The sequence below is a fragment of the Streptomyces coeruleofuscus genome, assembly GCF_039532725.1.
Lineage (GTDB): Bacteria > Actinomycetota > Actinomycetes > Streptomycetales > Streptomycetaceae > Streptomyces > Streptomyces coeruleofuscus.
In genome coordinates this window covers 138619-159723 of sequence record NZ_BAAASE010000001.1, presented here as the reverse complement: position 1 = coordinate 159723, position 21105 = coordinate 138619, and the positions used below count along the sequence as shown (strand labels likewise).

Genomic DNA, 21105 nt, shown 5'->3' with positions numbered 1-21105 from the left:
ATAGCCCGCTGCCTGTTCCGGGCGATCGCCCAGTCCATTCCGGCCCGGGTGGGATGCATCCAGGGGCTAATCCTTCCCCTGTCCGTCGCGCCGAGCGGCACCGCCACACGGTGTCCCAGGTCGCTCCGCGCCCCACGACGCGAGGAGGCGCAGTCCGTCATGGGACGGAGTGCGCGATGTCGAGCGATCGTCCCCCGGTCGAACCGCGTCGGCCGACGGCGCTCGAACAGCCGTCCCTCTGTCGCTGCCCGCGAGCCGGACGACGTCCGCACGGCGCGGCTCCCGGTACGCGCCGACGTGTCCCGAGCCAAGGGGGGTAAGGATTTCTCCCCTGGATAAGTCCCCCCTCGAGTGGAACTCTCCCCTTTGCGAGTTCGCGCGAAGAGGCCAGGGTCGAGGAAAGGGAAGCAGACGTCCCGTCGGGCGCGGGCGGAATTGTTTCTGGACATCACCCGCATTCCGCACTTCACGCGACCGGCGAATGACGACACGCACATACACATCCCCCAGGAATGCCCGGCCGAGCGCCAGGCGACCTGATCCGAAACACCCGCCAGGAGCACCACCACATGACCGACCGGAAGAAGTTCGCGCCGGCGGCGATCCAGGAGTTCGCCCCGAAGCTCGCCGAGGTCACCGACACGGTCCTGTTCGGTGACATCTGGGAGCGGCCGGGCTTGTCCCCACGTGACCGCAGCCTGGTCACCGTCACCGCGCTCGTCGCCCTCCACCGCACCGACCAGCTCGGCTTCCACCTCGGCAAGGCGCTGGAGAACGGCGTGACCAAGGACGAACTCGTCGAGGCCATCACCCATCTGGCCTTCTACGCCGGGTGGCCCAACGCCATGTCAGCGGTGACCCAGCTCAAGGCGATCGTGGACAAGGCGGACGAGTCGGCCTGAGATCCGCCCCACCCGTCGCTCCCAGGGCGCGGGCCCCTCGTCTGCCCCGCTCCCACGCCCGGCCTCCGCAACCCGACCCATCGAAGACCAGAGGCACGCCATGCGAGCAACCGTCATCCACGCGCCCGGCGACATCCGGGTGGAGAACCGTCCCGAGCCGGAGATCACCGCACCGACGGACGCCGTCATCCGCACCGTCGCCACCTGCGTGTGCGGCTCCGACCTGTGGAGCTACCGCGGCGTCATGCCGGTCGACGAGCCGCAGCCGATCGGCCACGAGTACGTCGGCGTCGTGGAGGAGGTCGGCAGCGAGGTGTCGGGCGTCGAGCCCGGCCAGTTCGTCATCGGCTCCTTCGTCGCATCCGACAACACCTGCCCGGTCTGCCGCGCCGGTTACCACACCTCCTGTCAGCACGCGGAGTGGGTCACCGGCTGCCAGGCCGAGTACGTCCGCGTCCCCCTGTCCGAAGGCACCCTGGTCGCCGTACCGGAGCAGCCGACCGAGGAGCTGATACCGAGCCTGCTGGCGTTGTCCGACGTGATGGGCACCGGCTGGTACGCGGCCAAGGCTGCCGGGGTCAGGCCCGGTGCGACGGCCGTGGTGGTCGGTGACGGGGCGGTCGGCCTGTGCGCCGTCATCGCCGCGAAGGAACTGGGTGCCGAGCGTGTCATCGCCATGAGCCGGCACGAGTCCCGTCAGAAGCTGGCCCGGGAGTTCGGTGCCACCGACATCATCACCGAGCGCGGTGATGAGGGGGTGGCACGGGTCAAGGAGCTGACGGACGGCACAGGCGCCGACGCGGTGCTGGAATGCGTCGGCACCCAGCAGTCAATGCAGCAGGCGCTGCGGTCCACCCGCCCCGGCGGCAACGTCGGCTTCGTCGGCATGCCGCACGACGTGCGGATCGACGGGCAGGAACTGTTCTTCTCCCACGTCGGCCTGCGCGGCGGTCCCGCGCCCGTGCGGGCCTGTCTGCCCGACCTGATCCACCGCGTCCTGTCCGGCCGTATCGACCCCGGCAGGGTCTTCGACCTCACCCTGCCCCTGGACGAAGTCGCCGAGGGCTACAAAGCCATGGACGAGCGTCGCGCCATCAAGACGCTGCTGCATCCGTGACCTCGCGCCCGACGGAGAACCACCGATGACGACATGGACGAGCGACGAGCTCCAACGCATCGACGAGGCGGAGGAGTTGGAACTGGCCCCACTGCGGCGTGACGGCACGTGGCGCGCGCCGGTGCCGGTCTGGGTCGTCCGCGACGGTGACGACCTGTACGTGCGCTCCTTCCGGGGCACGGACGGCGGCTGGTGGCGTACGGCCCGCGCCGGGCGCGCGGGACACATCCGCTCCGGCGGCGTCGACAAGGACGTCGCCTTCACCGACGTACGCGACGACGAGACCAACGACCGTATCGACACCGCCTACCGCACCAAGTACGGCCACTACGGCGGCACATACGTCGACCCCATGGTCGCCTCCCGCGCCACGACGCTGCGTCTGGTCCCGAGATGAGCGGGACGATCCGGTGGGAGGCCGCCGAGCCCCCGCCGGCACCCGAACTCTCACAGGAGTAAGTCCCATGCTCGGTCTCGAACTCGTCGTACTCCTCGGCGTGGCCGTGCTGGCGGGCAACGTCCTGGCACAGCGTCTCGGCATCGCGCCGCCCGTCGTCCTGCTCGCCCTGGGCGCCCTGCTCGGTCTGGTCCCGGCCGTCCGTCAGACCCAACTACCGCCCGAAGTCGTACTGTTGCTCTTCCTTCCCGTGCTTCTGTACTGGGAGAGCCTGACGACCTCGAGCCGGGAGATCCGCTCGAACCTGCGCGGCATCGTCCTGATGAGCACACTCCTGGTCATCCTCACCGCGGGTGCCGTGGCGGCCGCGGGGCACGCGCTGGGGCTGCCGTGGGGGCCCGCGTGGGTGCTGGGCGCGGCGGTGGCGCCCACCGACGCCACGGCGGTCGGTGCCCTGGCCCGCGCGCTGCCGCGTCGCCAGGTCACGGTGCTGCGCGCGGAGAGTCTCGTCAACGACGGCACCGCGCTGGTCATCTTCGGCCTGGCGGTCGGTCTGACCGTCGGTGAGGAGCATCTCACCGTCCCCCACGTCGGGGCGCTGTTCCTCCTCGCCTACGGCGGTGGGGCTGCCGTGGGCGTGGCGGTCGCCTGGGTCAACATGAATCTGCGGCGCCGCCTCCAGGACCCGTTGCTGGGCAATCTCGTCATGATCCTGGCGCCGTTCACGGCCTATCTGCTCGCCGAGCTGATCCATGCCTCGGGCGTCCTCGCGGTCGTGGTGAGCGGGCTGATCATGGCTCAGGTGGCGCCGCGCCTCATCCGCGCCGAGCACCGCAGGCAGGCCCTGGCGCTCTGGCCTCTGGCCACGTTCATCATCAACGCCACGCTGTTCGTCCTGGTCGGTGTGGAACTGCAGTACGCGCTACGGCACATGAGCCGGCCGGACCTCACGGACGCGCTGATCGCGATCGGTGTGGTCAGCGTGGTGCTGGTAGTCGTACGGTTCGCGTTCCTGTTCGGCTCCGCCTACCTGATCCGCGCGCTCGACCGGCGACCGGAGCAGCGGCTGCGGCGCATGAGCGACCGGGCGCGCACTGTCAGCGGGTTCGCGGGCTTCCGGGGGGCGGTGTCCCTGGCCGTGGCCCTGTCGGTACCGGAGATCCTCGACTCCGGTGCGCCTTTCCCGAACCGTGACTTCATCGTCTTCGTCACCTCCGGCGTCATCGTGGTGACGCTCGTGGGGCAGGGACTGCTGCTGCCAGGGGTGGTGCGCTGGGCCCGGCTGCCGCGGGACACCTCCGTCGAGGAGGAAGAACTCCTGGCCGAGACCAAGGCCGGCGAGGAGGCCCTTGAGGCACTGCCTCGGCTCGCCGCCGATCTGGGCACGTCCCCACGGGTCGCGGAGTGGCTGCGCCAGGAGTACGAGGCCCAACTGGCCGCCGTGCGGGCGCGGGGCGCGGGCGCCGATGGCGACCCCGCCCTGCTGCACAACCGTCACTACAACGCGCTGAGGCTCGCCCTCATCGCCCACAAGCGCGGGACCGTCGTCCGGCTGCGCGACGAGCAACGGATCGACGACACCGTTCTGCGCCGGCTCCAGACCACCTTGGACTACGAGGAGGTGCGGCTGGCCGGAACGGAGGTGGAGTGAGCCGACGCCACCGGCCCGGCACGAAACCCACGAGGAAGGACCCCGTCATGCCCTCCGGCTTCATCGACGTCCACGCCCACCTCCTGCCCGACTTCTACGTCCGGCAGGCGACGGCGGCGGGTCACACCCACCCCGACGGGATGGGGAGCTGGCCGTCCTGGTCGGTGGAAGCCCACCTCGACCTCATGGACCGCAACGGCATCACGACCGCGATGTTGTGGTCCCGGCCCCCACCGGCGCGTCCACCGCCGCGGCGGCCGGCTTTCTGAACAACGCGCTCACCGCCCGCAACGTGCTCGACGCCTTCCGACTGCCCCCGGATGCCACCCTCCTGGTTACCGGCGCGGCAGGTTCGGTCGGTGGCTACCTGGTCGAACTCGGTGTCGCAGAGGGCCTGCACGTAGTAGCCGTCGCGGCCGAGGACGACGCGGACCTGCTCCGCTCACTCGGCGCGCAGACACTCGTGCCCCGCGGCCCCGGCATCGCCGAGCGCGCACTGAAGGAACTAGGCGGCCCGGTGGACGCGGTGGCGGACGCGGCCTTGCTGCACAAGCGGATAGCTCCCGCCGTCCGGGAGGGCGGCCAGATCGGCATCCTGCGCTCCTGGGACGGCGACCCAGGACGCGGCATCACGGTCAAACACCTCAACGTGCGGGAACGGGACCGGGACCGGGACGCGATAGTACGGCTCCGCGACCAGGCCGAAGACGGCACGATCACCCTGCGCCCCGCCCTGCCCTTCGACGCGGATGACGCAGTAGCCGCGCACATACGACTCGAACAAGGCACCCTGCGTGAACGCATCGTCCTGACCTTCGACCACGGCAACTGACGGTCCGACTTCGGCAGGACAGACCCACTCGGCTCATCGAGAGGGTCGACCGGCAAGGAGGAGAACAATGCACACACGAACGCTGGGGCGGGACCTGCGCGTCTCCGCGATCGGGCTCGGCGCCATGGGCATGTCCCAGAGCTACGGTCCCAATCCCGGTGACCGCAAGGACATGATCGCCGTACTCCGCGGCGCCGTCGAACGCGGCGTCACGTTCTTCGACACCGCAGAGGTGTATGGCCCGTACGTCAACGAGGAACTCGTCGGAGAAGCCCTCGCACCGCTGCGCGACCAGGTGGTGATCGCCACCAAGTTCGGCTTCCACATCGAGAACGGCGCGCCCGCCGGGCTCAACAGCCGCCCCGAACAGATCCGCGCCGTGGCCGATGCCTCCCTCAGGCGCCTCGGAGTGGACACGATCGACCTCTTCTACCAGCACCGCGTCGACCCGGACGTACCGATCGAGGACGTTGCCGGCACGGTGGGTGAACTGGTTCAGGAGGGCAAGGTGCGCTGCTTCGGGCTCTCGGAGGCCGGCGCGCAGACCATCCGCCGCGCTCACGCGGTGCATCCGGTTACGGCGGTGCAGAGCGAGTACTCGCTGTGGACCCGGGACCCCGAACCGCAGGTGCTGCCCACCTGTGCGGCCCTCGGCATCGGCTTCGTGCCGTTCAGCCCGCTCGGCAAGGGGTTCCTGACCGGAACGGTCGACGCGTCCACGTCGTTCACGGACGACGACGTCCGCACCACCATCCCCCGGTTCTCCGCGGGGAACCGCACGGCGAACCAGGCTCTTGTGGACCATGTCGCGACGCTCGCCCAGGCCAAGGGCGCCACACCCGGCCAGGTCGCCCTCGCCTGGCTCCTCGCCCAGCACCCGTCGATCGTCCCGATCCCCGGGACACGGCGCCTGTCCCGTGTCGAGGAGAACACGGACGCCACTCAACTTCCTCTCTCGGCCGACGAACTGGCCGACCTGAACGCATTGGCCGGCCGGATCGGCGTGCAGGGCGACCGCTACAACGAGCACCACATGTCCCTGGTCGACAAGTAACAGAGATACGTAGGGATTACGGTCTGACGCCTTATCAGCGCGAGCGTCACATGAGCGTCAGGACTGCCGTGTGCTGCCCCCGGCGATGCCCCGGGGCAGCACACTCCCGCCTTCCCGGCAATGACCGGAGCCGCAGGTCAGGGGCGTTCGTACGGCATGCGACGTGCTCCACCCCTTGCACCCCCGAAAAGAAGTCGACCCACAACACCAAGATCGGCCTCATCCTGCAAAACAGCAGGTCAGAAGCCCTTCTGTGCAGGCTCAAGAATCGCCACGCACTCCACATGATGCGTCATCGGAAACAGATCGAACGCCCGAAGCGTCCGCACCCGATACCCCCCATCCCGGAAGTACCCCAAGTCCCGCGCCAAAGCAGCCGGATCACAAGCCACATAGGCGATCCGCCGCGCCCCGAGGGACGACAGATGCTCCACCGTCTTCCGCCCCGCCCCGGCCCGCGGCGGGTCCAGGACGATCAGGTCGACCTCCGTGATCCCCGTGCGCGGCAACACGCTCTCGACCTTGCCCTGCTCGATGCGCACGCGGTCGAACTCGGCGAGATTGTGCCGGGCGTCCTCCACCGCACGCTTGCCGGACTCGATGCCGAGGACCGCGCCCTGCTCGCCGACCCGGTCGGCGAGGGCGCCCGCGAAGAGGCCGACGCCGCAGTAGAGGTCGAGGGCCATGTCCCCCTTGCGGGGCAGGAGGCCCTGCATGACGGCCGTCACCAGGGTGTCCGCCGCCTGCGGGTGGACCTGCCAGAAGCCGCCGCCCCCGACCCGGTGGGTGCGGCCGTCCGCGCGCTCGCGGACGAAGGGGCGGCCGTGGACGCGGTGGACGCCGCCGGAGCGCTCGTCCACGCGCAGCACCGACACCGGGTGGTCGAGTTCGACCAGCGGGAGGCGCGCACCCGGCTTCGGCGTGAGGATCACCTGGCGGTCCTGCGAACCCGTGGCCGCGATCGCCTCGACGGAGTCCATGCCGGTCCAGACCCGCTTCTCGATGCCCAGCTCGCTGACGCCCTCCGCGGCGATCATGCAGTGGTCGATCGGCTCCACCTCGTGGGAGCGGTGCCGGCGCAGGCCCGCGCGGCCGTCGGCCGTGACGGCGTACTGGACGCGGGTGCGCCAGGACGGGACCTGGCCCGCGGGCACCTTGTCACCCTCGGCGGGCACCACCGTGCCGTCCCAGCCGGCCTCCTCCGGTGTGAGCCCGGCGAGCCGCTGGAGCTGTTCGGCGATGACATCGGCCTTCAGGCGCCGCTGCGCGCCCGGCTTGGCGTGCTGCCAGTCGCAGCCGCCACAGCGGCCGGGACCGGCGAACGGGCAGGGGACGTCGATCCGGTCCTTGGAGGCGTCCAGGATCTTCACCGCGTCCGCACGCAGGAACCGGGCGCCCTGCTCGCCCTCCGTCACCCGCGCCACGACCCGCTCACCGGGCAGCGCGTGCCGGACGAACAGCACCTGGCCCTCGGACGTGCGCGCGATGCAGTGGCCGCCGTGGGCGACGGGGCCGATCTCGACCTCGTACTCCTCCCCCACCAGCGACTTCCTCGGTTCTGCCTGCATGGTGGGGTGACTCCAAAAACGTGAGGGGAAAGGGCCGAAGAAAATCGGCCGGACAACAGCCCACCAGTCTACGTGGGCGCCGCCCGGCCGATTCACGCCCGTTTCGGCACGAGCAGTCGGCTGCCCTCAGGTCTTCGGGTCCGAGGACTCCCTCGGCCGGTCCTGAGCCGGACCTCGCCGCACCGAGCCCGGCGCGTTCCACTCCTGCTGCCTGCGGGCCCGCCGCTTGGCCGCTTCGGAGGACTGGAGCTGGTAGGGCACCGAGGTCACCATGATCCCCGGCGTGAACAGCAGCCGGCCCTTCAGCCGCAGGGCGCTCTGGTTGTGCAGCAGATGCTCGTACCAGTGGCCGACGACGTACTCGGGGATGATCACGGACACCGCGTCCCGCGGCGACTCCTTGCGCAGCCCCTTGACGTACTCGATGATCGGCCGCGTGATCTCGCGGTAGGGCGAGTCCAGGACCTTCAGCGGTACGTCGATGCCGCGCCGCTCCCACTCGTCGCGCAGCGCCTTGGTCTCCGCCGGGTCGACGTTGACGCTCAGTGCCTCCAGGGTGTCCGAGCGCATCAGCTTGGCGTAGGCCAGGGCGCGCAGCGCCGGGCGGTGGATCTTGGAGATCAGGACGACGGAGTGGACGCGGGAGGGCCGTACGCTGTCGTCGCTCGGCCCCTCGGGGGCGGCGATCTCCTCGGCGACCCGGTCGTAGTGCTTACGGATGGCCGTCATGGTCGCGTAGAAGATCACCATGCCGAGCAGGGCGACCCAGGCGCCGTGCGTGAACTTGGTGACGAGGACGACCACCAGCACCAGGCCGGTGAAGAAGGCACCGAAGGCATTGATGGCGCGCGAGCGGACCATGTGGCGGCGCTTGGCCTTGTCCTGCTCGGTGGCCAGGTGGCGGTTCCAGTGCCGGACCATGCCGGTCTGGCTCAGCGTGAAGGACACGAACACGCCGACGATGTAGAGCTGGATCAGGCGGGTGGAGTCGGCGCCGTAGATCCCCACCAGCAGGGCGGCGGCGCCCGCGAGGAGCACGATGCCGTTGGAGAAGGCCAGGCGGTCGCCGCGGGTGTGCAGCTGGCGCGGCAGGTAGCGGTCCTGGGCGAGGATCGAGCCGAGCAGCGGGAAGCCGTTGTAGGCGGTGTTCGCGGCGAGGAACAGCACCAGCGCGGTGGCCGCGGCCAGCACGAGGAACAGGAGGCTGCCCTTGCCGAAGACGGCCTCGGCGACCTGGGAGATCACCGGATTCTGGACGTAGTCCGCCCCGAGCGGGACGCCGTTGTGGACGAGGTCGCGGGCCGGGTTCTCGGCCATGCGGACGTCGGTCGCGGCGGCCAGCGCGATGATGCCGCAGAACATGGTGACGGCCAGCAGGCCCATCAACGCGAGCGTGTTCGCGGCGTTCTTGGACTTGGGCTTGCGGAAGGCCGGGACGCCGTTGGAGATCGCCTCGACGCCGGTGAGCGCGGCGCAGCCGGAGGAGAAGGCGCGCAGCAGCAGGAAGACGAGGGCGAAGCCGGCCAGGCCCTGGTGCTCGGGCTTGATGACGTAGTCCGCCGTCGGTGCCCGCATGGTGTCGTCCAGGACCAGTCCGCGGAAGGCGCCCCAGGCGATCATGGTGAAGACGCCCGCGACGAAGACGTACGTCGGGATCGCGAACAGCGAGCCCGACTCCTTCACGCCGCGCAGATTCATCAGCGTGAGCAGCACGATCACGCCGATCGCGCAGAGCACCTTGTGCTCGACCACGAACGGGATCGCGGAGCCCAGGTTCTCGATGCCGGAGGAGATCGACACGGCGACGGTGAGGACGTAGTCGACGAGCAGCGCGCTCGCGACCGTCAGGCCCGCCTTGGGGCCGAGGTTGGTGTTCGCCACCTCGTAGTCGCCGCCGCCGCTGGGGTAGGCGTGCACGTTCTGCCGGTACGACGCGACCACGGTGAACATCAGCACGACGACCGCGACCGCGATCCACGGACTGAAGTGGTACGCCGTCACACCCGCGATCGACAGGACCAGCAGCACCTCCCCCGGCGCGTACGCGACGGAGGACAGCGGGTCGGAAGCGAAAACGGGTAGTGCGATGCGCTTCGGCAGGAGTGTTTCCCCCAGCCGGTCACTGCGCAGTGCGCGCCCGATGAGGATCCGTTTGGGCACGTCGGTCAGTTTGGACACAACAGAGGATCGTAAGCGTTCGATTGCGGGCTCGCCCACCCGCCACCCCCCATCGGCGATCCGTCTGCTCTCCGAGTGAATTCAGGGGCCCCTGCGGCTGGGGAGTCAGCAGGTCACCCGGCTCCCATGCCTATATGACTAAGCCCCGCCCGTCCCCCGGCCGTTGCCGCCCCTGGAGGTCCCATGCACACGACCGCAGAACTGATCGGCGCCGCGGCCACCCTGTTCGTCCTCGTCATCCTCACCGCGGCGAGCGTGCGGAGCATCGGCCGCCGCAAGGACGTGTCGCCGGGGACACGCTAGAAGACAGCCCGCTCCAGCTCCGCCACCCCGGCAAGCAACTCCTCCCGCCCGATGCTGTCCGTCCGGGTCGACGGGACCGTGCAGGCGTACGCCCCGGCCACCGCGCCGTGCAGGGCGCACTGGTGGGGTGGGGCGCCGTTCAGCCAGGCGTGGAGGAACGCGGCGGCGAAGGCGTCGCCCGCGCCGTTGGAGTCGACGACCGGTGCCGGGGGCGTGGCGGCGGGTACGTGGGTCAGCTCGCCGTCGGCCAGGAGGTACGCGCCGGCCGCGCCGGCGGTGGCGACGACCGTGCGGGCGCGGCCCCGCTCGGTGATCCGCCGCATGGTCCGCTCGGGGTCGGCCAGTGCCGTGCTGGACAGGAAGACCAGGTCGGCCTGGTGGGCGAAGGGCTCGTGGTAGGGGTTGGCCCCGTCCCAGTCGTGGAGGTCGGTGGAGATCGTCAGGCCCGCCTCGCGCAGGACGGGCAGCGCGTGGGCGCAGGGCTGGGTGATGACGACATGCGCGTGCCTGCTGGCCGCGGCCAGCTCCCGCAGCGTGGCCTCGGGAAGCCGGTCCGTCTCCGCCGAGCGGGTGGCGTCGTACAGGGACAGCCGTCTGCCGTCGGGTCCGACGAGGTTGACCGCGCGCTTGGTGCCGAGCGGCTGGGGCACGGCGGTGAGCGCGATGCCGCGGTCGCGGTGCAGGGCGCGGACCAGGTCGCCCTCGGGGTCGTCGCCCAGCATGTCGAGGTGGTGCGTGCGCAGCCCCAGCGCGCTCGCGGCCAGCGCGACGAAGTCACCGCTCTGGCCCGCACGCGTCACGATCCCGGGCCTGATCATGTGGCTGTCGGCGAACGGCACGGGCAGCTCGGGGACGTGCACGATCGTGTCGACGCCCGCGCCGCCCAGGACCAGGACGTCGATCTCGGTACTCATGCCGGCTTCCTCCCCCGGCCGAGGGCCGGCAGGGCCCTCGGCAACCCCCTCGACTTTGCCGATACGTTGGAGTCGGGCAGTCGAACGCGGCACCGGCCCCGGAAGGCATCATGACGTGATTCCACCGGCATGATGTTGCCTGGCGGCCCGAACTCAGGCCGCGACATGGTGCCTGGCGAGCCGAAAGAGAGACATGAGCAGGACAATGTTGATGGTCAGAGGGCCCGTAGGAAGCACGGTGTGACGCGATGCATATTGTGATCATGGGTTGCGGAAGGGTGGGCTCCGCCCTGGCCCAGACCCTGGAGCAACAGGGCCACACGGTCGCCGTGGTCGACCAGGACCCCACCGCCTTCCGCCGCCTGGGTTCCTCTTTCGGCGGCCGCCGGGTCACCGGGGTCGGCTTCGACCAGGACACCCTGCGTGAGGCGGGCATCGAGGAGGCCGGCGCCTTCGCCGCCGTCTCCAGCGGTGACAACTCCAACATCATCGCCGCGCGCGTGGCCCGCGAGATGTTCGGCATCGAGAACGTCGCCGCCCGCATCTACGACCCGCGCCGCGCCGAGGTCTACCAGCGCCTGGGCATCCCCACCGTCGCGACCGTCCGCTGGACGGCCGACCAGATGCTGCGCCGCCTGCTCCCCTCGGGCGCCGAGCCGCTGTGGCGCGACCCCACCGGGGGCGTCCAGCTCGCCGAGGTGCACACCTCCACCGCCTGGGTCGGCCACAAGATCAGCCGGATCCAGGAGGAGACGGGCGTGCGCGTGGCGTTCCTGACCCGGCTCGGCGAGGCGGTCCTGCCCACCTCGCAGACGGTGTTGCAGGAAGGCGACCTGGTGCACGTGATGATGCGCACCGACGAGATCGACAAGGTCGAGGCTGTGTTCGCCAAGGGTCCCGAAGAGGAGGGCGGTCACTGATGAGGGTCGCCATTGCCGGAGCCGGCGCGGTCGGCCGCTCGATCGCGGGCGAGCTGCTGGAGAACGGCCACGAGGTCCTGCTGATCGACAAGGCGCCGACCGCCATCTCGGTCGAACGCGTCCCGCAGGCCGAGTGGCTGCTGGCCGACGCCTGCGAGATCACGTCCCTGGACGAGGCGGCGCTCCAGCGCTGCAACGTCGTCATCGCCGCGACCGGCGACGACAAGGTGAACCTGGTCGTCTCGCTCCTCGCCAAGACGGAGTACGGCGTCCCGCGGGTGGTCGCCCGGGTGAACAACCCGAAGAACGAGTGGCTGTTCAACGAGTCCTGGGGCGTGGACGTCGCCGTCTCCACGCCGCGTCTGATGTCGGCCCTGGTCGAGGAGGCGGTGAGCGTGGGCGACCTGGTCCGCCTGCTCCGCTTCAGCCACGGCGACGCCAACCTCGTCGAGCTGACCCTGCCGGAGGAGTCGGCCCTGGCCGGCACGCAGGTCGGCGACGTCGAGTGGCCCGAGGACACGTCCCTGGTCACGATCATCCGCGGCACCCGCGTCCTGACGCCCTCCCGGGAGGACTCCCTGGAGGCGGGCGACGAACTCCTCTTCGTGGCCGCACAGGCCCGTGAGGAGCAGCTGGAGGACCTGCTGTCGGTACGCCGGGACAGCGCGGCGAGCTGAGCGTGGCCCCGCGGGGACCAGCAGGAAGGGGCTTCCCGGATCTCCGGGAAGCCCCTTCCTTCAGCTCTGGAGCCCTACAGCTCTGGAGGCTTCAGCTCTGGAGCCCTACAGCTCTGGAGGCTTCAGCTCTGGAGCTTCACTGCTCGGCGGACCGAGCAGCAGCCTCCCGCTCCCTCTCCTCGGCGGCCTTCTCCTCCGCCTCCATCTCCGCGAACACGTCGATGGGCGCGGGCGCCTTCGCCAGGAAGACCCACGTCAGCCATACGGCGAGCAGGAACGGCGGGATCTTGAGGGCGACCAGGACCCAGCCCAGCTGTGTCGTGTCGGCCCACCAGTACAGCGGGAAGAGGATCGCGCACTTGGCGAGCAGGATCGCACCCCACGCGTAACTGGCCTTCGCGTAGGCCTTCTTGCGGCCGGGGTTCCGCGTGCGCCAGGAGAGGTTCTCCTTGAAGACCGGGCCGAGGATCAGCCCGATCAGCGGGACACCGCACAGGGTGGTGATGATGTAGGCGAGTCCCAGGCCCAGCGTGTAGAGCATGCCGGGCAGGTAGAAGTCCTTGGCGTTGCCGGTCATCATCGCGAAGACGACACCGAAGGCCACGCCGAAGACACCGCTGAAAGCGTGCTTGACGGTGTCCTTCGTCACCAGCCGGACCACGACGAGCACCACCGACACGGCCAGTGCCGCGATCGCCGACAGGTGCAGGTCCTTGTTGATCGTGTAAATGGTGACGAACAGCAGGCCGGGCAGCACCGTCTCGATCATGCCCCGCACGCCGCCGAACGCTTCGAACAGGGCGGCCTCGGTCACCGCCCGGGCGTCGTCCGCAGATGTCTCTTCGGTCGGCTTGTCGAGCGACGTCACCGGCTACTCCCGTCCGAGGGGTCTCAGTTCGTACTTGGGATTGAACAGCACCCGGCGGCCCCGGCTCATGGAGATCCGGCCCGATGCGATGAGCTTGCGCCCCGGCTCTATGCCCACGATCGAGCGTCTGCCGAGCCACACCACGTCCAGCGCCGCGGAGCCGTCGAACAGCTCGGCCTCCAGGGCCGGGACTCCGGCGCGCGGTCGCAGGGTGACCGTGCGCAAGGTACCAGTAACCGTCACTATCTGCCGGTCATGGCAGTCTCCGATCCGGATACAGCCCGCGGTCTCGGTGTCCTCGCGCAGTTCCTCGGACTCCAGGTCCTCCTGCGACGAGGAGAGCCGGTCGAGCATGCGCCGGAACCGGCCCGCCTGCTTCTGCGAACGAGGAACAGCACTCATGTCTAGAGCCTACCGGGGCACGCTGACACCCACGTAGCCCCGGGGCGAGGACCTCACTTCTCGAACCGGTAGCCCATCCCCGGCTCCGTGATGAAGTGCTTCGGATGGGAGGGATCCGCCTCCAGCTTCCGCCGCAGCTGCGCCATGTACACGCGCAGATAGTTGGTCTCCGTCCCGTACGACGGCCCCCACACCTCCTGGAGCAGCTGCTTCTGCCCGACCAGTCGGCCGCTGTTGCGGACGAGGACCTCCAGCAGGTGCCACTCCGTGGGGGTCAGCCGTACGTCCTTCCCGGCGCGGTTGACCTTCTTCGCGGCCAGGTCCACGGTGAACTCTCCGGTGTCCACGATCACGTCGTCCTCACCGCCCCCGGCCGGTTCGGCCCGGCGCACGGCGGCCCGCAGCCGGGCCAGCAGTTCGTCCATGCCGAAGGGCTTGGTGACGTAGTCGTCGGCGCCCGCGTCCAGCGCCTCGACCTTCTCGTCGGAGGAGTGCCGGGCCGACAGCACCAGGATCGGCACCCGGGTCCAGCCCCGCAGGCCCCTGATCACCTCGACGCCGTCCATGTCGGGCAGGCCGAGGTCGAGGACGACCACGTCGGGGTGGCGGGCGGTGGCGAGCTGGAGGGCGGTGGCGCCGTCGTGGGCCGCGTCGACCTCGTACGCGCGTGCCCTGAGGTTGATCACGAGGGCGCGTACGATCTGCGGCTCGTCGTCGACCACCAGCACACGGGTCATGAGGCCTGCCTTTCCGGTTCGGCTGCGTGTTCCGCCACGTGGAGTAGGTCCGGGCGCGCTCCCGCCGCCCGGAGCGTGAGGACCATGGTGAGCCCGCCGCCCGGGGTGTCCTCGGCGTCGAGCGTGCCGCCCATGGCCTCGGCGAAGCCGCGGGCCACCGCGAGCCCCAGTCCCACGCCGGCGCCGCGCGGAGCGTCGCCGTAGCGCTGGAAGGGCTCGAAGATGCGGCCCTTGGCCTCGTCGGGGACGCCCGGCCCCCGGTCGACCACCCGTACCTCGACCCGGTCGGCGAGCGCGCTGGCGGCGACCAGCACGGGCGTGCCGGACGGACTGTACTTGACGGCGTTCTCGACGAGGTTGGCCATGGCCCGCTCCAGCAGCCCGGGGTCCACGGCGACCATGGGCAGGGTCTCCGGGACGTCCAGGTCGACACTGCCCCCGGGTACGCCGCCGAGCGCCATCGGCACCACTTCGTCGAGGTCGATCTCGCGGATCAGCGGGGTGACCGTGCCGGTCTGGAGCCGGGACATGTCGAGCAGGTTGCCGACGAGGTGGTCGAGGCGGTCGGCGCCCTCCTCGATGCCCTCCAGCAGCTCCGCCCGGTCCTCCTCGGACCACTCGACGTCCTCGGAGCGCAGGGAGGTCACCGCCGCCTTGATCCCGGCGAGCGGGGTGCGCAGGTCGTGGCTGACGGCGGCGAGCAGCGCCGTGCGGATGCGGTTGCCCTCGGCGAGGGTGCGGGCCCGGTCGGCCTCCTCCTGGAGCCGGCGGCGGTCCAGGACGACGGCGGCCTGGGCGGCGAAGGCGGCCAGCACGCGGCGGTCCTCGGCGGGCAGGACGCGGCCGGTCAGCGCGAGCGCCATGTGGTCCCCGACCGGCATGTCCACGTCCGCCTGGTCGGGCCGCTCGACGGGACGTCCCTGCCCGACGCGGCCGGCGCAGGTCCACGGCTCGACGTCGCTCGCCCTCTCCAGCAGGGCCGCCGACTCCATGCCGAAGGTCTCCCGGACCCGTTCCAGCAGGTCCTCCAGGCCGGTCTCGCCGCGCAGCACATTGCCCGCGAGGAAGGACAGGATCTCGGACTCGGCCCGCAGCCGGGCCGCCTGGTGGGTGCGGCGGGCGGCGAGGTCGACCACGGAGGCCACCGCGGCACCGACGGCGACGAAGATCACGATGGCGACGATGTTCTTCGGGTCGGCGATGGTCCACCGGTGCAGGGGCGGCGAGTAGAAGTAGTTCAGCAGCAGGGAGCCCACCGCCGCCGAGGCCAGCGCCGGCATCAGCCCGCCGAGCAGGGCCGCCGCCACGGTCAGCGCCAGGAAGAGCAGCATGTCGTTGGCGAGGCCGAGGTCGACGGCGCTGAGCAGCGCCGCCAGGACCGGCGGGCCGGCGACCCCGGCGATCCAGCCCCCCACCCGCCGGGACCGTCCGAGGCGCGCGCCCCGGGCCACCGGCAGTCCGCGGCCCTTGGCGACCTCGTCGTGGGTGACGATGTGCACGTCGAGGTCGGACCCGGACTCCCGGGCGACGGTCGCGCCGACGCCGGGCCCGAAGACGTACTGCCAGGTCCTGCGGCGCGAGGAGCCCAGCACGATCTGGGTGGCGTTGACACCGCGGGCGAAGGCGAGCAGGGCGGCCGGTATGTCGTCGCCGACCACGTGATGGAACGTTCCGCCGAGGTCCTCGACGAGGGTCCGCTGCAACGCCAGTTCCTTCGGCGAGGCCGAGGTCAGCCCGTCGCTGCGGGCTATGTAGACGGCCAGCACCTCCCCGCCGGCGCCCTTCTCGGCCAGCCGCGCGGCCCGGCGGATCAACGTCCGGCCCTCCGGGCCGCCGGTCAGGCCGACCACGATCCGCTCGCGCGAGCCCCAGATCCTCGACACCCGGTGATCGCTGCGGTACTGGGTGAGGTAGGCGTCGACCCGGTCGGCCACCCACAGCAGCGCCAGCTCGCGCAGGGCGGTCAGGTTGCCCGGCCGGAAGTAGTTCGACAGGGCCGCGTCGACCTTGTCCGGCTGGTAGATGTTGCCGTGCGCCATCCGCCGCCGCAGCGCCTCGGGCGACATGTCGACCAGCTCGACCTGGTCGGCACGCCGTACCACCTCGTCCGGCACGGTCTCCTGCTGCCGCACCCCGGTGATCGACTCGACGACGTCGCCCAGTGACTCCAGGTGCTGGATGTTGACGGTCGATATCACGTCGATGCCGGCCGCCAGCAGTTCCTCGACGTCCTGCCAGCGCTTGGCGTTGCGGGAGCCGGGGATGTTGGTGTGGGCGAGTTCGTCGACCAGGGCGATCTGGGGGCGGCGGGCGAGAACGGCGTCGAGGTCCATCTCGGGGAAGACGCCGCCGCGGTACTCCAGCCGCCTGCGCGGCACCTGCTCCAGGCCGTGCAGCATCACCTCGGTGCGGGGGCGGTCGTGGTGCTCGACGAAGGCCACCACGCAGTCCGTGCCCCGCTCGACGCGGCGGTGCGCCTCGGACAGCATCGCGTACGTCTTGCCGACACCCGGTGCCGCACCGAGGTAGATCCGAAGCTTGCCGCGTCCCATGGCCTCATTGTCTTCCGGTCCGCCCACTGCGCAGCGTCGACCTTACGGCCAACAATCACGACATATGGGTTCCGGGCGCGGCAGCAGGCCGTCTTTGACGGAACTCTGACGCGCCCGGCCGACCGGGGCCTTACGCGGGGTTGTCGCCGTGGGTGAGGGTCTCCCAGGCGACGAAGAGGTTGTTGCTGCCGGCGGGGCGGCCGCGCAGGGTCAGCGTCTCGGTGTTGGTCATGGCGTGTCCGAGACGGTTGGCCAGGGCGTTGTGGCCGACCTCGGGGACCGGCCCGAGCCCGGGCTTCAGGGAGCCGCCGCACAGCCAGCCCGGGGCGGCGGCACCGAGCTGGTACTTGGCGTGGAAGCCGAGCGCGTGCCGCAGCCGCTCCCCCACGTCGGTGCCGTAGAGGTCCTGCCCCTGGATCCGGCTGGTCTCGGCGACGTGCGAGATGGCGGAGAGGCCGTACCCGGTGTGCGTGAAGTCCCGGCAGGTCTCCTGGCTGAGCCCGTCGACGAAGGTCGACTGCCCCTGCCAGTACTTGACGATCTTGTCGCGGGTGTTGAGGTTCTGGCTCGGCACGGTCTTCGGCAAGTCGCCGTCGGAGGCCAGGTAGACGTAGGCGGCCGTACGCGTGCGGAACTTCGCCATGGCCTTGTCGTACGACGCCTTGTCCTCCAGGAAGACGGAGATGCCGACGGCGGCCTCCATCATCGACAGCTCCCAGTTGCCGTTGGAGTTCGAGCCGTTGATCACCTCGGGCAGGTACACGGTGCGGAGCATGGTGGCGAAGCGGCCGGAGTTGGCCCAGGTGCCGGTGTACGTGTACTTGATGATCTCGGCGGCCTTGGGCCAGGAGGAGCCGGCCCAGCCGGTCTGGAGGGGCGCGTTGCTGTTGGTGTGGTCCCGGATCACGGCGGACCAGGCGTCCATCAGCTCGATCGCCTTGCGCGCGTGCCGTTCGTCGCGGGTGACGTACCAGGCGAGGGCCTGGGTGTAGGCCGCGATCGCGTCCTCGCGTTCGTCGGTGCAGCCGTTGTTGGGGTTGGAGTACGAACCGCATTCGACGACCGCCCGGGGCTTGGGCGTGCGGTTCAGGTCGGCGTACTTGCTCGCCATCATCTGGCCGAAGGCGCCCTTCCAGGGCTGGGCCCCGGCGTTGACCTTGGCGCGAGTGAAGTCCAACTGACCCTTGGAAACGGCGACTCCGGGGTGGACAAAGGTGCTGGGAGCGGCGTCGGCGGGCCAGGCGAGCACGCCTGCGACGAGGGCGGCCGCGGCCGCTAAGAGTCCGGTTCTGCGCATACGTGAGGGCCTTCCGTTCTCGTATGTGAACATGAAGCGCCTTTATGAACAGACGCGTCGGACGGAGACGCTAGGTACAGACCAATGACCCGTCAAGGCTCCCCGCATGAGAAAGGGCCGCACCCCGAAGGGTGCGGCCCTGGTGTCTCTACGACGCTCAGCGAACCTCGGTGATCTCCGGTCCGCGCTGGAGCTGGCCCATTCCGCCGGCGAAACGGGAGCCCTCCTCCTCCTGCTGGATGCCCTCGGGGACCATCTGGGCGTCGTTGGGCAGCTTCAGGACGATCGGGTCGCGGGGCGCCATCGGGCCCTCGCCTCGGACCACGACCGTGTCCCGGAAGATCTGCTCGAGCAACCCGGCGGCCTGCGGCTGCACCGCGCCCTGGCCCGAGATGACCCCGCGCAGGAACCAGCGGGGGCCGTCCACACCGACGAACCGCACGACCTGGAAGCCGCCGGTGCCGTCCGGCAGCTGTACCGGCACCTGGGCCCGCAGCTCCCAGCCGAGCGGCCCCTCGACCTCGTCGACGATGCCGCCCTGCTGGGTGATGCCCGAGCCGATCTCCTCGCGCACCTCGCCCCAGATGCCCTCGCGCTTGGGCGCGGCGAAGGCCTGCAACTGGATGGCGCTGTCCCGCAGCACGACCGTCGCCGCCACGATCGCGTCACCCGCGACCTCGACCCGCAGCTCCATGCCGTCGACGCCCGGCACGAACAGACCGCCCAGGTCGACCCGGCCCTCGCCCGGATCCCGTACCTCGGAGCTGTCCCAGGGCCCGTCGGGCCGCGGCGCCGGCTCGAGCCTCAGGCGCTCGCCCTCGCCGCCCGCCTCACTGTCGACACCGTCGACGACCTGCTCGGCCTCGCCGGCCGCGTCCTCGGCGGCATCCCTCTTCTTGCGACGTCCGAACACGTCACTGTCCTTCCCGGTCGGATACGACCGAAGCGTATCGATTCCCACCCGCCTGACCGCCCAGGGCGGCCTGACCGCTTGTGCCGCTCGTCCCGTGCACCGCGGCGTGTCCTCCGGTGGACCCGAAGCCCCCCTCGGCCCGCGCGGAATCGGGAAGCTCCGCCACCTCCTGGAAGCGGACCCTCTCGACCTGCTGGACGACCAGTTGGGCAATCCGGTCGAAGCGCTCGAACCGCACGTCCTCGCGCGGGTCGAGATTCACCACGATCACCTTGATCTCCCCACGGTACCCGGCATCAACCGTCCCCGGGGCATTCACCAGGGCGACGCCGCAGCGGGCGGCCAGGCCGGACCGGGGGTGCACGAAGGCCGCGTACCCCTCCGGCAGCGCCACAGACACTCCCGTGGGCAGGACGGCCCGCTCGCCCGGCGCCAGTTGGCACGCCTCGGTGGTGCGCAGATCGGCTCCCGCGTCCCCGGTGTGCGCATACGACGGAAGCGGTACGTCCGGATCGACGCGCCGGATCAGCACGTCCACGGGCTGACGGCTCGCAGGAGTCATGGGGCCTTCCGGGCTGACGGGGCTCGTGGGGGTAATGGGAGTTGTGGGGGCCATGGGGCTCAAGAGGCCGTCCGGACTCACGGGTTCACCTCGAAGGCACGGGCTCGCCGGACCTGGTCCGGGTCGTTCATGGCCGCCTGGATCTCCTCCTGGCGGCCGTGGTCGACGAAGTGGTCGACCTTCACCTCGACGAAGAGCGCGTCGGCACGGACGGCGACGGGCCCGTCGGGGCCGCCGACACGTCCGGTGGCGGTCGAGTAGATCTTCCGCCCGGCGACCGCCGTCACCTCCGCCTCCAGGTACAGCGTGGTGCCGACGGGCACGGGCCTTACGAAGTCGGTCTCCAGCCGGCCGGTCACGGCGATCGTGCGCAGCAGCCAGTTCAGCGAGCCGAGGGTCTCGTCCAGGGCGGACGTGAGCACACCGCCGTGGGCGAGGCCCGGGGCGCCCTGGTGGGCGGGCTGCACGGTGAACTCCGCGGTGAGTGACACGCCCTCGCCGGCCCGTGCCTCCAGGTGCAGCCCGTGCGGCTGGTCGCCGCCACAGCCGAAACACTGGCCGTAGTGCGCACCGAGGAGCTCACCGGGCACCGGCGCGTCCGGATGCCGCACCGGTCGCACGGCGTCGGCCGGAGGCTGAAGAGCAGCGGAAGTACGACTCACAGCCGGAGACCTTACCCGCGCGTCGGCCCCTTCCGGACACCGTGTCAAGCTTGGCTCCATGCAGCTCTCCGCCGCCCCGTACGAAGAACGCCTGACCGCTCCCCGGTCCTGGTGGCTGATCTCGTTCCTGGTCGGGGTCTCCATGGCCCTCGTCCTGCTCCCGTTCGGCACGCTGCCCATGCTCGGCGGCCTGGCCGGGGGCACCGCGGTCGCGGCCGTCGCCGCGAGTTCGTACGGCTCGGTCCGCATCCGCGTGGTGGGAGATTCACTGATCGCCGGCGAGGCGAAGATCCCGCTGGCGGCGCTGGGCGAGGCGGAGGTCCTGGACGCGGAGGAAACCCGTGCCTGGCGCACCCACAAGGCCGACCCGCGCGCCTTCATGCTGTTGCGCGCCTACATCCCCAGGGCCCTGCGCGTGGAGGTCACGGACCCGGAGGACCCGACTCCGTACCTGTACCTGTCCACGCGCGAGCCGGAGCGCCTGGCGGAAGCGCTGAGGGCGGCCAAGCCGGTCTAGCACACCTGCGCGGGGCGTCATCCGGTGGCGGGCGGCGGACCGACGGCACGCGCACACGCGGGCCCGGCGTCTCCCCGTGCCC

At 70.6% G+C, this 21105-nt stretch carries 21 protein-coding genes; 10 read left to right on the top strand and 11 right to left on the bottom strand.

The window, feature by feature from the left end:
• The first annotated feature begins 569 nt into the window (after positions 1–569).
• The 7 genes from ABFX81_RS00680 to ABFX81_RS00650 all read left to right on the top strand — a co-directional run bounded on the left by ABFX81_RS00680 (position 570) and on the right by ABFX81_RS00650 (position 5953).
• Positions 570–902, top strand: a complete 333-nt coding sequence (locus tag ABFX81_RS00680; RefSeq protein WP_086848293.1) for a carboxymuconolactone decarboxylase family protein — start codon at positions 570–572, stop codon at positions 900–902.
• Positions 903–1002: 100 nt separating this feature from the next.
• Positions 1003–2019, top strand: coding sequence for a zinc-binding dehydrogenase (locus ABFX81_RS00675; RefSeq protein ID WP_086848296.1), 1017 nt, complete (start codon positions 1003–1005; stop codon positions 2017–2019).
• A gap of 25 nt (positions 2020–2044) precedes the next feature.
• Positions 2045–2416 carry a DUF2255 family protein gene (locus tag ABFX81_RS00670; RefSeq protein WP_086848298.1) on the top strand — a complete coding sequence of 124 codons (372 nt, stop codon included), beginning with the start codon at positions 2045–2047 and terminating at the stop codon, positions 2414–2416.
• A gap of 67 nt (positions 2417–2483) precedes the next feature.
• A complete protein-coding gene (locus ABFX81_RS00665; RefSeq protein WP_086848300.1) occupies positions 2484–4067 on the top strand; it encodes a Na+/H+ antiporter in 1584 nt (527 codons plus the stop codon).
• Between the two features lie 47 nt (positions 4068–4114).
• The gene (locus ABFX81_RS00660; protein WP_086848302.1) at positions 4115–4336 is read left to right on the top strand and encodes a hypothetical protein; all 222 of its coding nucleotides are present in this window, start codon (positions 4115–4117) and stop codon (positions 4334–4336) included.
• Positions 4285–4899 carry an MDR/zinc-dependent alcohol dehydrogenase-like family protein gene (locus ABFX81_RS00655; RefSeq protein ID WP_086848304.1) on the top strand — a complete coding sequence of 205 codons (615 nt, stop codon included), beginning with the start codon at positions 4285–4287 and terminating at the stop codon, positions 4897–4899. The genes ABFX81_RS00660 and ABFX81_RS00655 overlap by 52 nt, the downstream gene beginning before the upstream one ends.
• A gap of 67 nt (positions 4900–4966) precedes the next feature.
• Positions 4967–5953 (top strand): aldo/keto reductase, encoded by a 987-nt coding sequence (locus ABFX81_RS00650; protein ID WP_086848306.1) that lies wholly within the window; start codon positions 4967–4969, stop codon positions 5951–5953.
• A gap of 239 nt (positions 5954–6192) precedes the next feature.
• Here ABFX81_RS00650 and ABFX81_RS00645 read toward each other — a convergent pair whose 3' ends face one another.
• The 3 genes from ABFX81_RS00645 to ABFX81_RS00635 all read right to left on the bottom strand — a co-directional run bounded on the left by ABFX81_RS00645 (position 6193) and on the right by ABFX81_RS00635 (position 10916).
• Positions 6193–7521 (bottom strand): TRAM domain-containing protein, encoded by a 1329-nt coding sequence (locus ABFX81_RS00645; protein ID WP_086848308.1) that lies wholly within the window; start codon positions 7519–7521, stop codon positions 6193–6195.
• A gap of 126 nt (positions 7522–7647) precedes the next feature.
• Positions 7648–9699 (bottom strand): APC family permease, encoded by a 2052-nt coding sequence (locus tag ABFX81_RS00640; protein WP_346137467.1) that lies wholly within the window; start codon positions 9697–9699, stop codon positions 7648–7650.
• 299 nt (positions 9700–9998) lie between these two features.
• On the bottom strand, positions 9999–10916 hold the full coding sequence (locus tag ABFX81_RS00635) for a PfkB family carbohydrate kinase (RefSeq protein WP_086854884.1): 918 nt from the start codon (positions 10914–10916) through the stop codon (positions 9999–10001).
• A 248-nt stretch (positions 10917–11164) separates the two neighbouring features.
• On the opposite strand from ABFX81_RS00635, the gene ABFX81_RS00630 reads away from it, so the two are divergent.
• Both ABFX81_RS00630 and ABFX81_RS00625 read left to right on the top strand, forming a co-directional pair.
• On the top strand, positions 11165–11836 hold the full coding sequence (locus ABFX81_RS00630; RefSeq protein WP_086854885.1) for an NAD-binding protein: 672 nt from the start codon (positions 11165–11167) through the stop codon (positions 11834–11836).
• On the top strand, positions 11836–12513 hold the full coding sequence (locus ABFX81_RS00625) for a potassium channel family protein (protein ID WP_010035052.1): 678 nt from the start codon (positions 11836–11838) through the stop codon (positions 12511–12513). Before ABFX81_RS00630 ends, ABFX81_RS00625 begins: the two co-directional genes overlap by 1 nt.
• A gap of 136 nt (positions 12514–12649) precedes the next feature.
• On the opposite strand, the gene ABFX81_RS00620 is transcribed toward ABFX81_RS00625, so the two are convergent.
• From ABFX81_RS00620 to ABFX81_RS00585, 8 genes are all read right to left on the bottom strand, one after another.
• Positions 12650–13381: a DUF3159 domain-containing protein gene (locus ABFX81_RS00620; protein ID WP_086854886.1), complete on the bottom strand. Its 732-nt coding sequence runs from the start codon at positions 13379–13381 to the stop codon at positions 12650–12652.
• 3 nt (positions 13382–13384) lie between these two features.
• Positions 13385–13783, bottom strand: coding sequence for a single stranded DNA-binding domain-containing protein (locus ABFX81_RS00615; protein WP_086854887.1), 399 nt, complete (start codon positions 13781–13783; stop codon positions 13385–13387).
• A gap of 53 nt (positions 13784–13836) precedes the next feature.
• Positions 13837–14520, bottom strand: a complete 684-nt coding sequence (locus tag ABFX81_RS00610; protein ID WP_086854888.1) for a response regulator — start codon at positions 14518–14520, stop codon at positions 13837–13839.
• Positions 14517–17072: an ATP-binding protein gene (locus ABFX81_RS00605; RefSeq protein WP_086854889.1), complete on the bottom strand. Its 2556-nt coding sequence runs from the start codon at positions 17070–17072 to the stop codon at positions 14517–14519. The genes ABFX81_RS00610 and ABFX81_RS00605 overlap by 4 nt, the downstream gene beginning before the upstream one ends.
• A 130-nt stretch (positions 17073–17202) precedes the next feature.
• Positions 17203–18369 carry an alginate lyase family protein gene (locus ABFX81_RS00600; protein WP_086854890.1) on the bottom strand — a complete coding sequence of 389 codons (1167 nt, stop codon included), beginning with the start codon at positions 18367–18369 and terminating at the stop codon, positions 17203–17205.
• A 157-nt stretch (positions 18370–18526) separates the two neighbouring features.
• Entirely contained in the window at positions 18527–19282 is a 756-nt protein-coding gene (locus tag ABFX81_RS00595) for a DUF3710 domain-containing protein (RefSeq protein WP_086602687.1), read from the bottom strand.
• 1 nt (position 19283) lies between these two features.
• Positions 19284–19844: a dUTP diphosphatase gene (dut, locus tag ABFX81_RS00590; protein ID WP_086854891.1), complete on the bottom strand. Its 561-nt coding sequence runs from the start codon at positions 19842–19844 to the stop codon at positions 19284–19286.
• 77 nt (positions 19845–19921) lie between these two features.
• Positions 19922–20506: a hotdog domain-containing protein gene (locus ABFX81_RS00585; protein WP_086854892.1), complete on the bottom strand. Its 585-nt coding sequence runs from the start codon at positions 20504–20506 to the stop codon at positions 19922–19924.
• A gap of 58 nt (positions 20507–20564) precedes the next feature.
• Here ABFX81_RS00585 and ABFX81_RS00580 point away from each other — a divergent pair, with 58 nt between their 5' ends.
• Positions 20565–21023, top strand: coding sequence for a DUF3093 family protein (locus tag ABFX81_RS00580; protein ID WP_086854893.1), 459 nt, complete (start codon positions 20565–20567; stop codon positions 21021–21023).
• Positions 21024–21105: the final 82 nt, after the last annotated feature.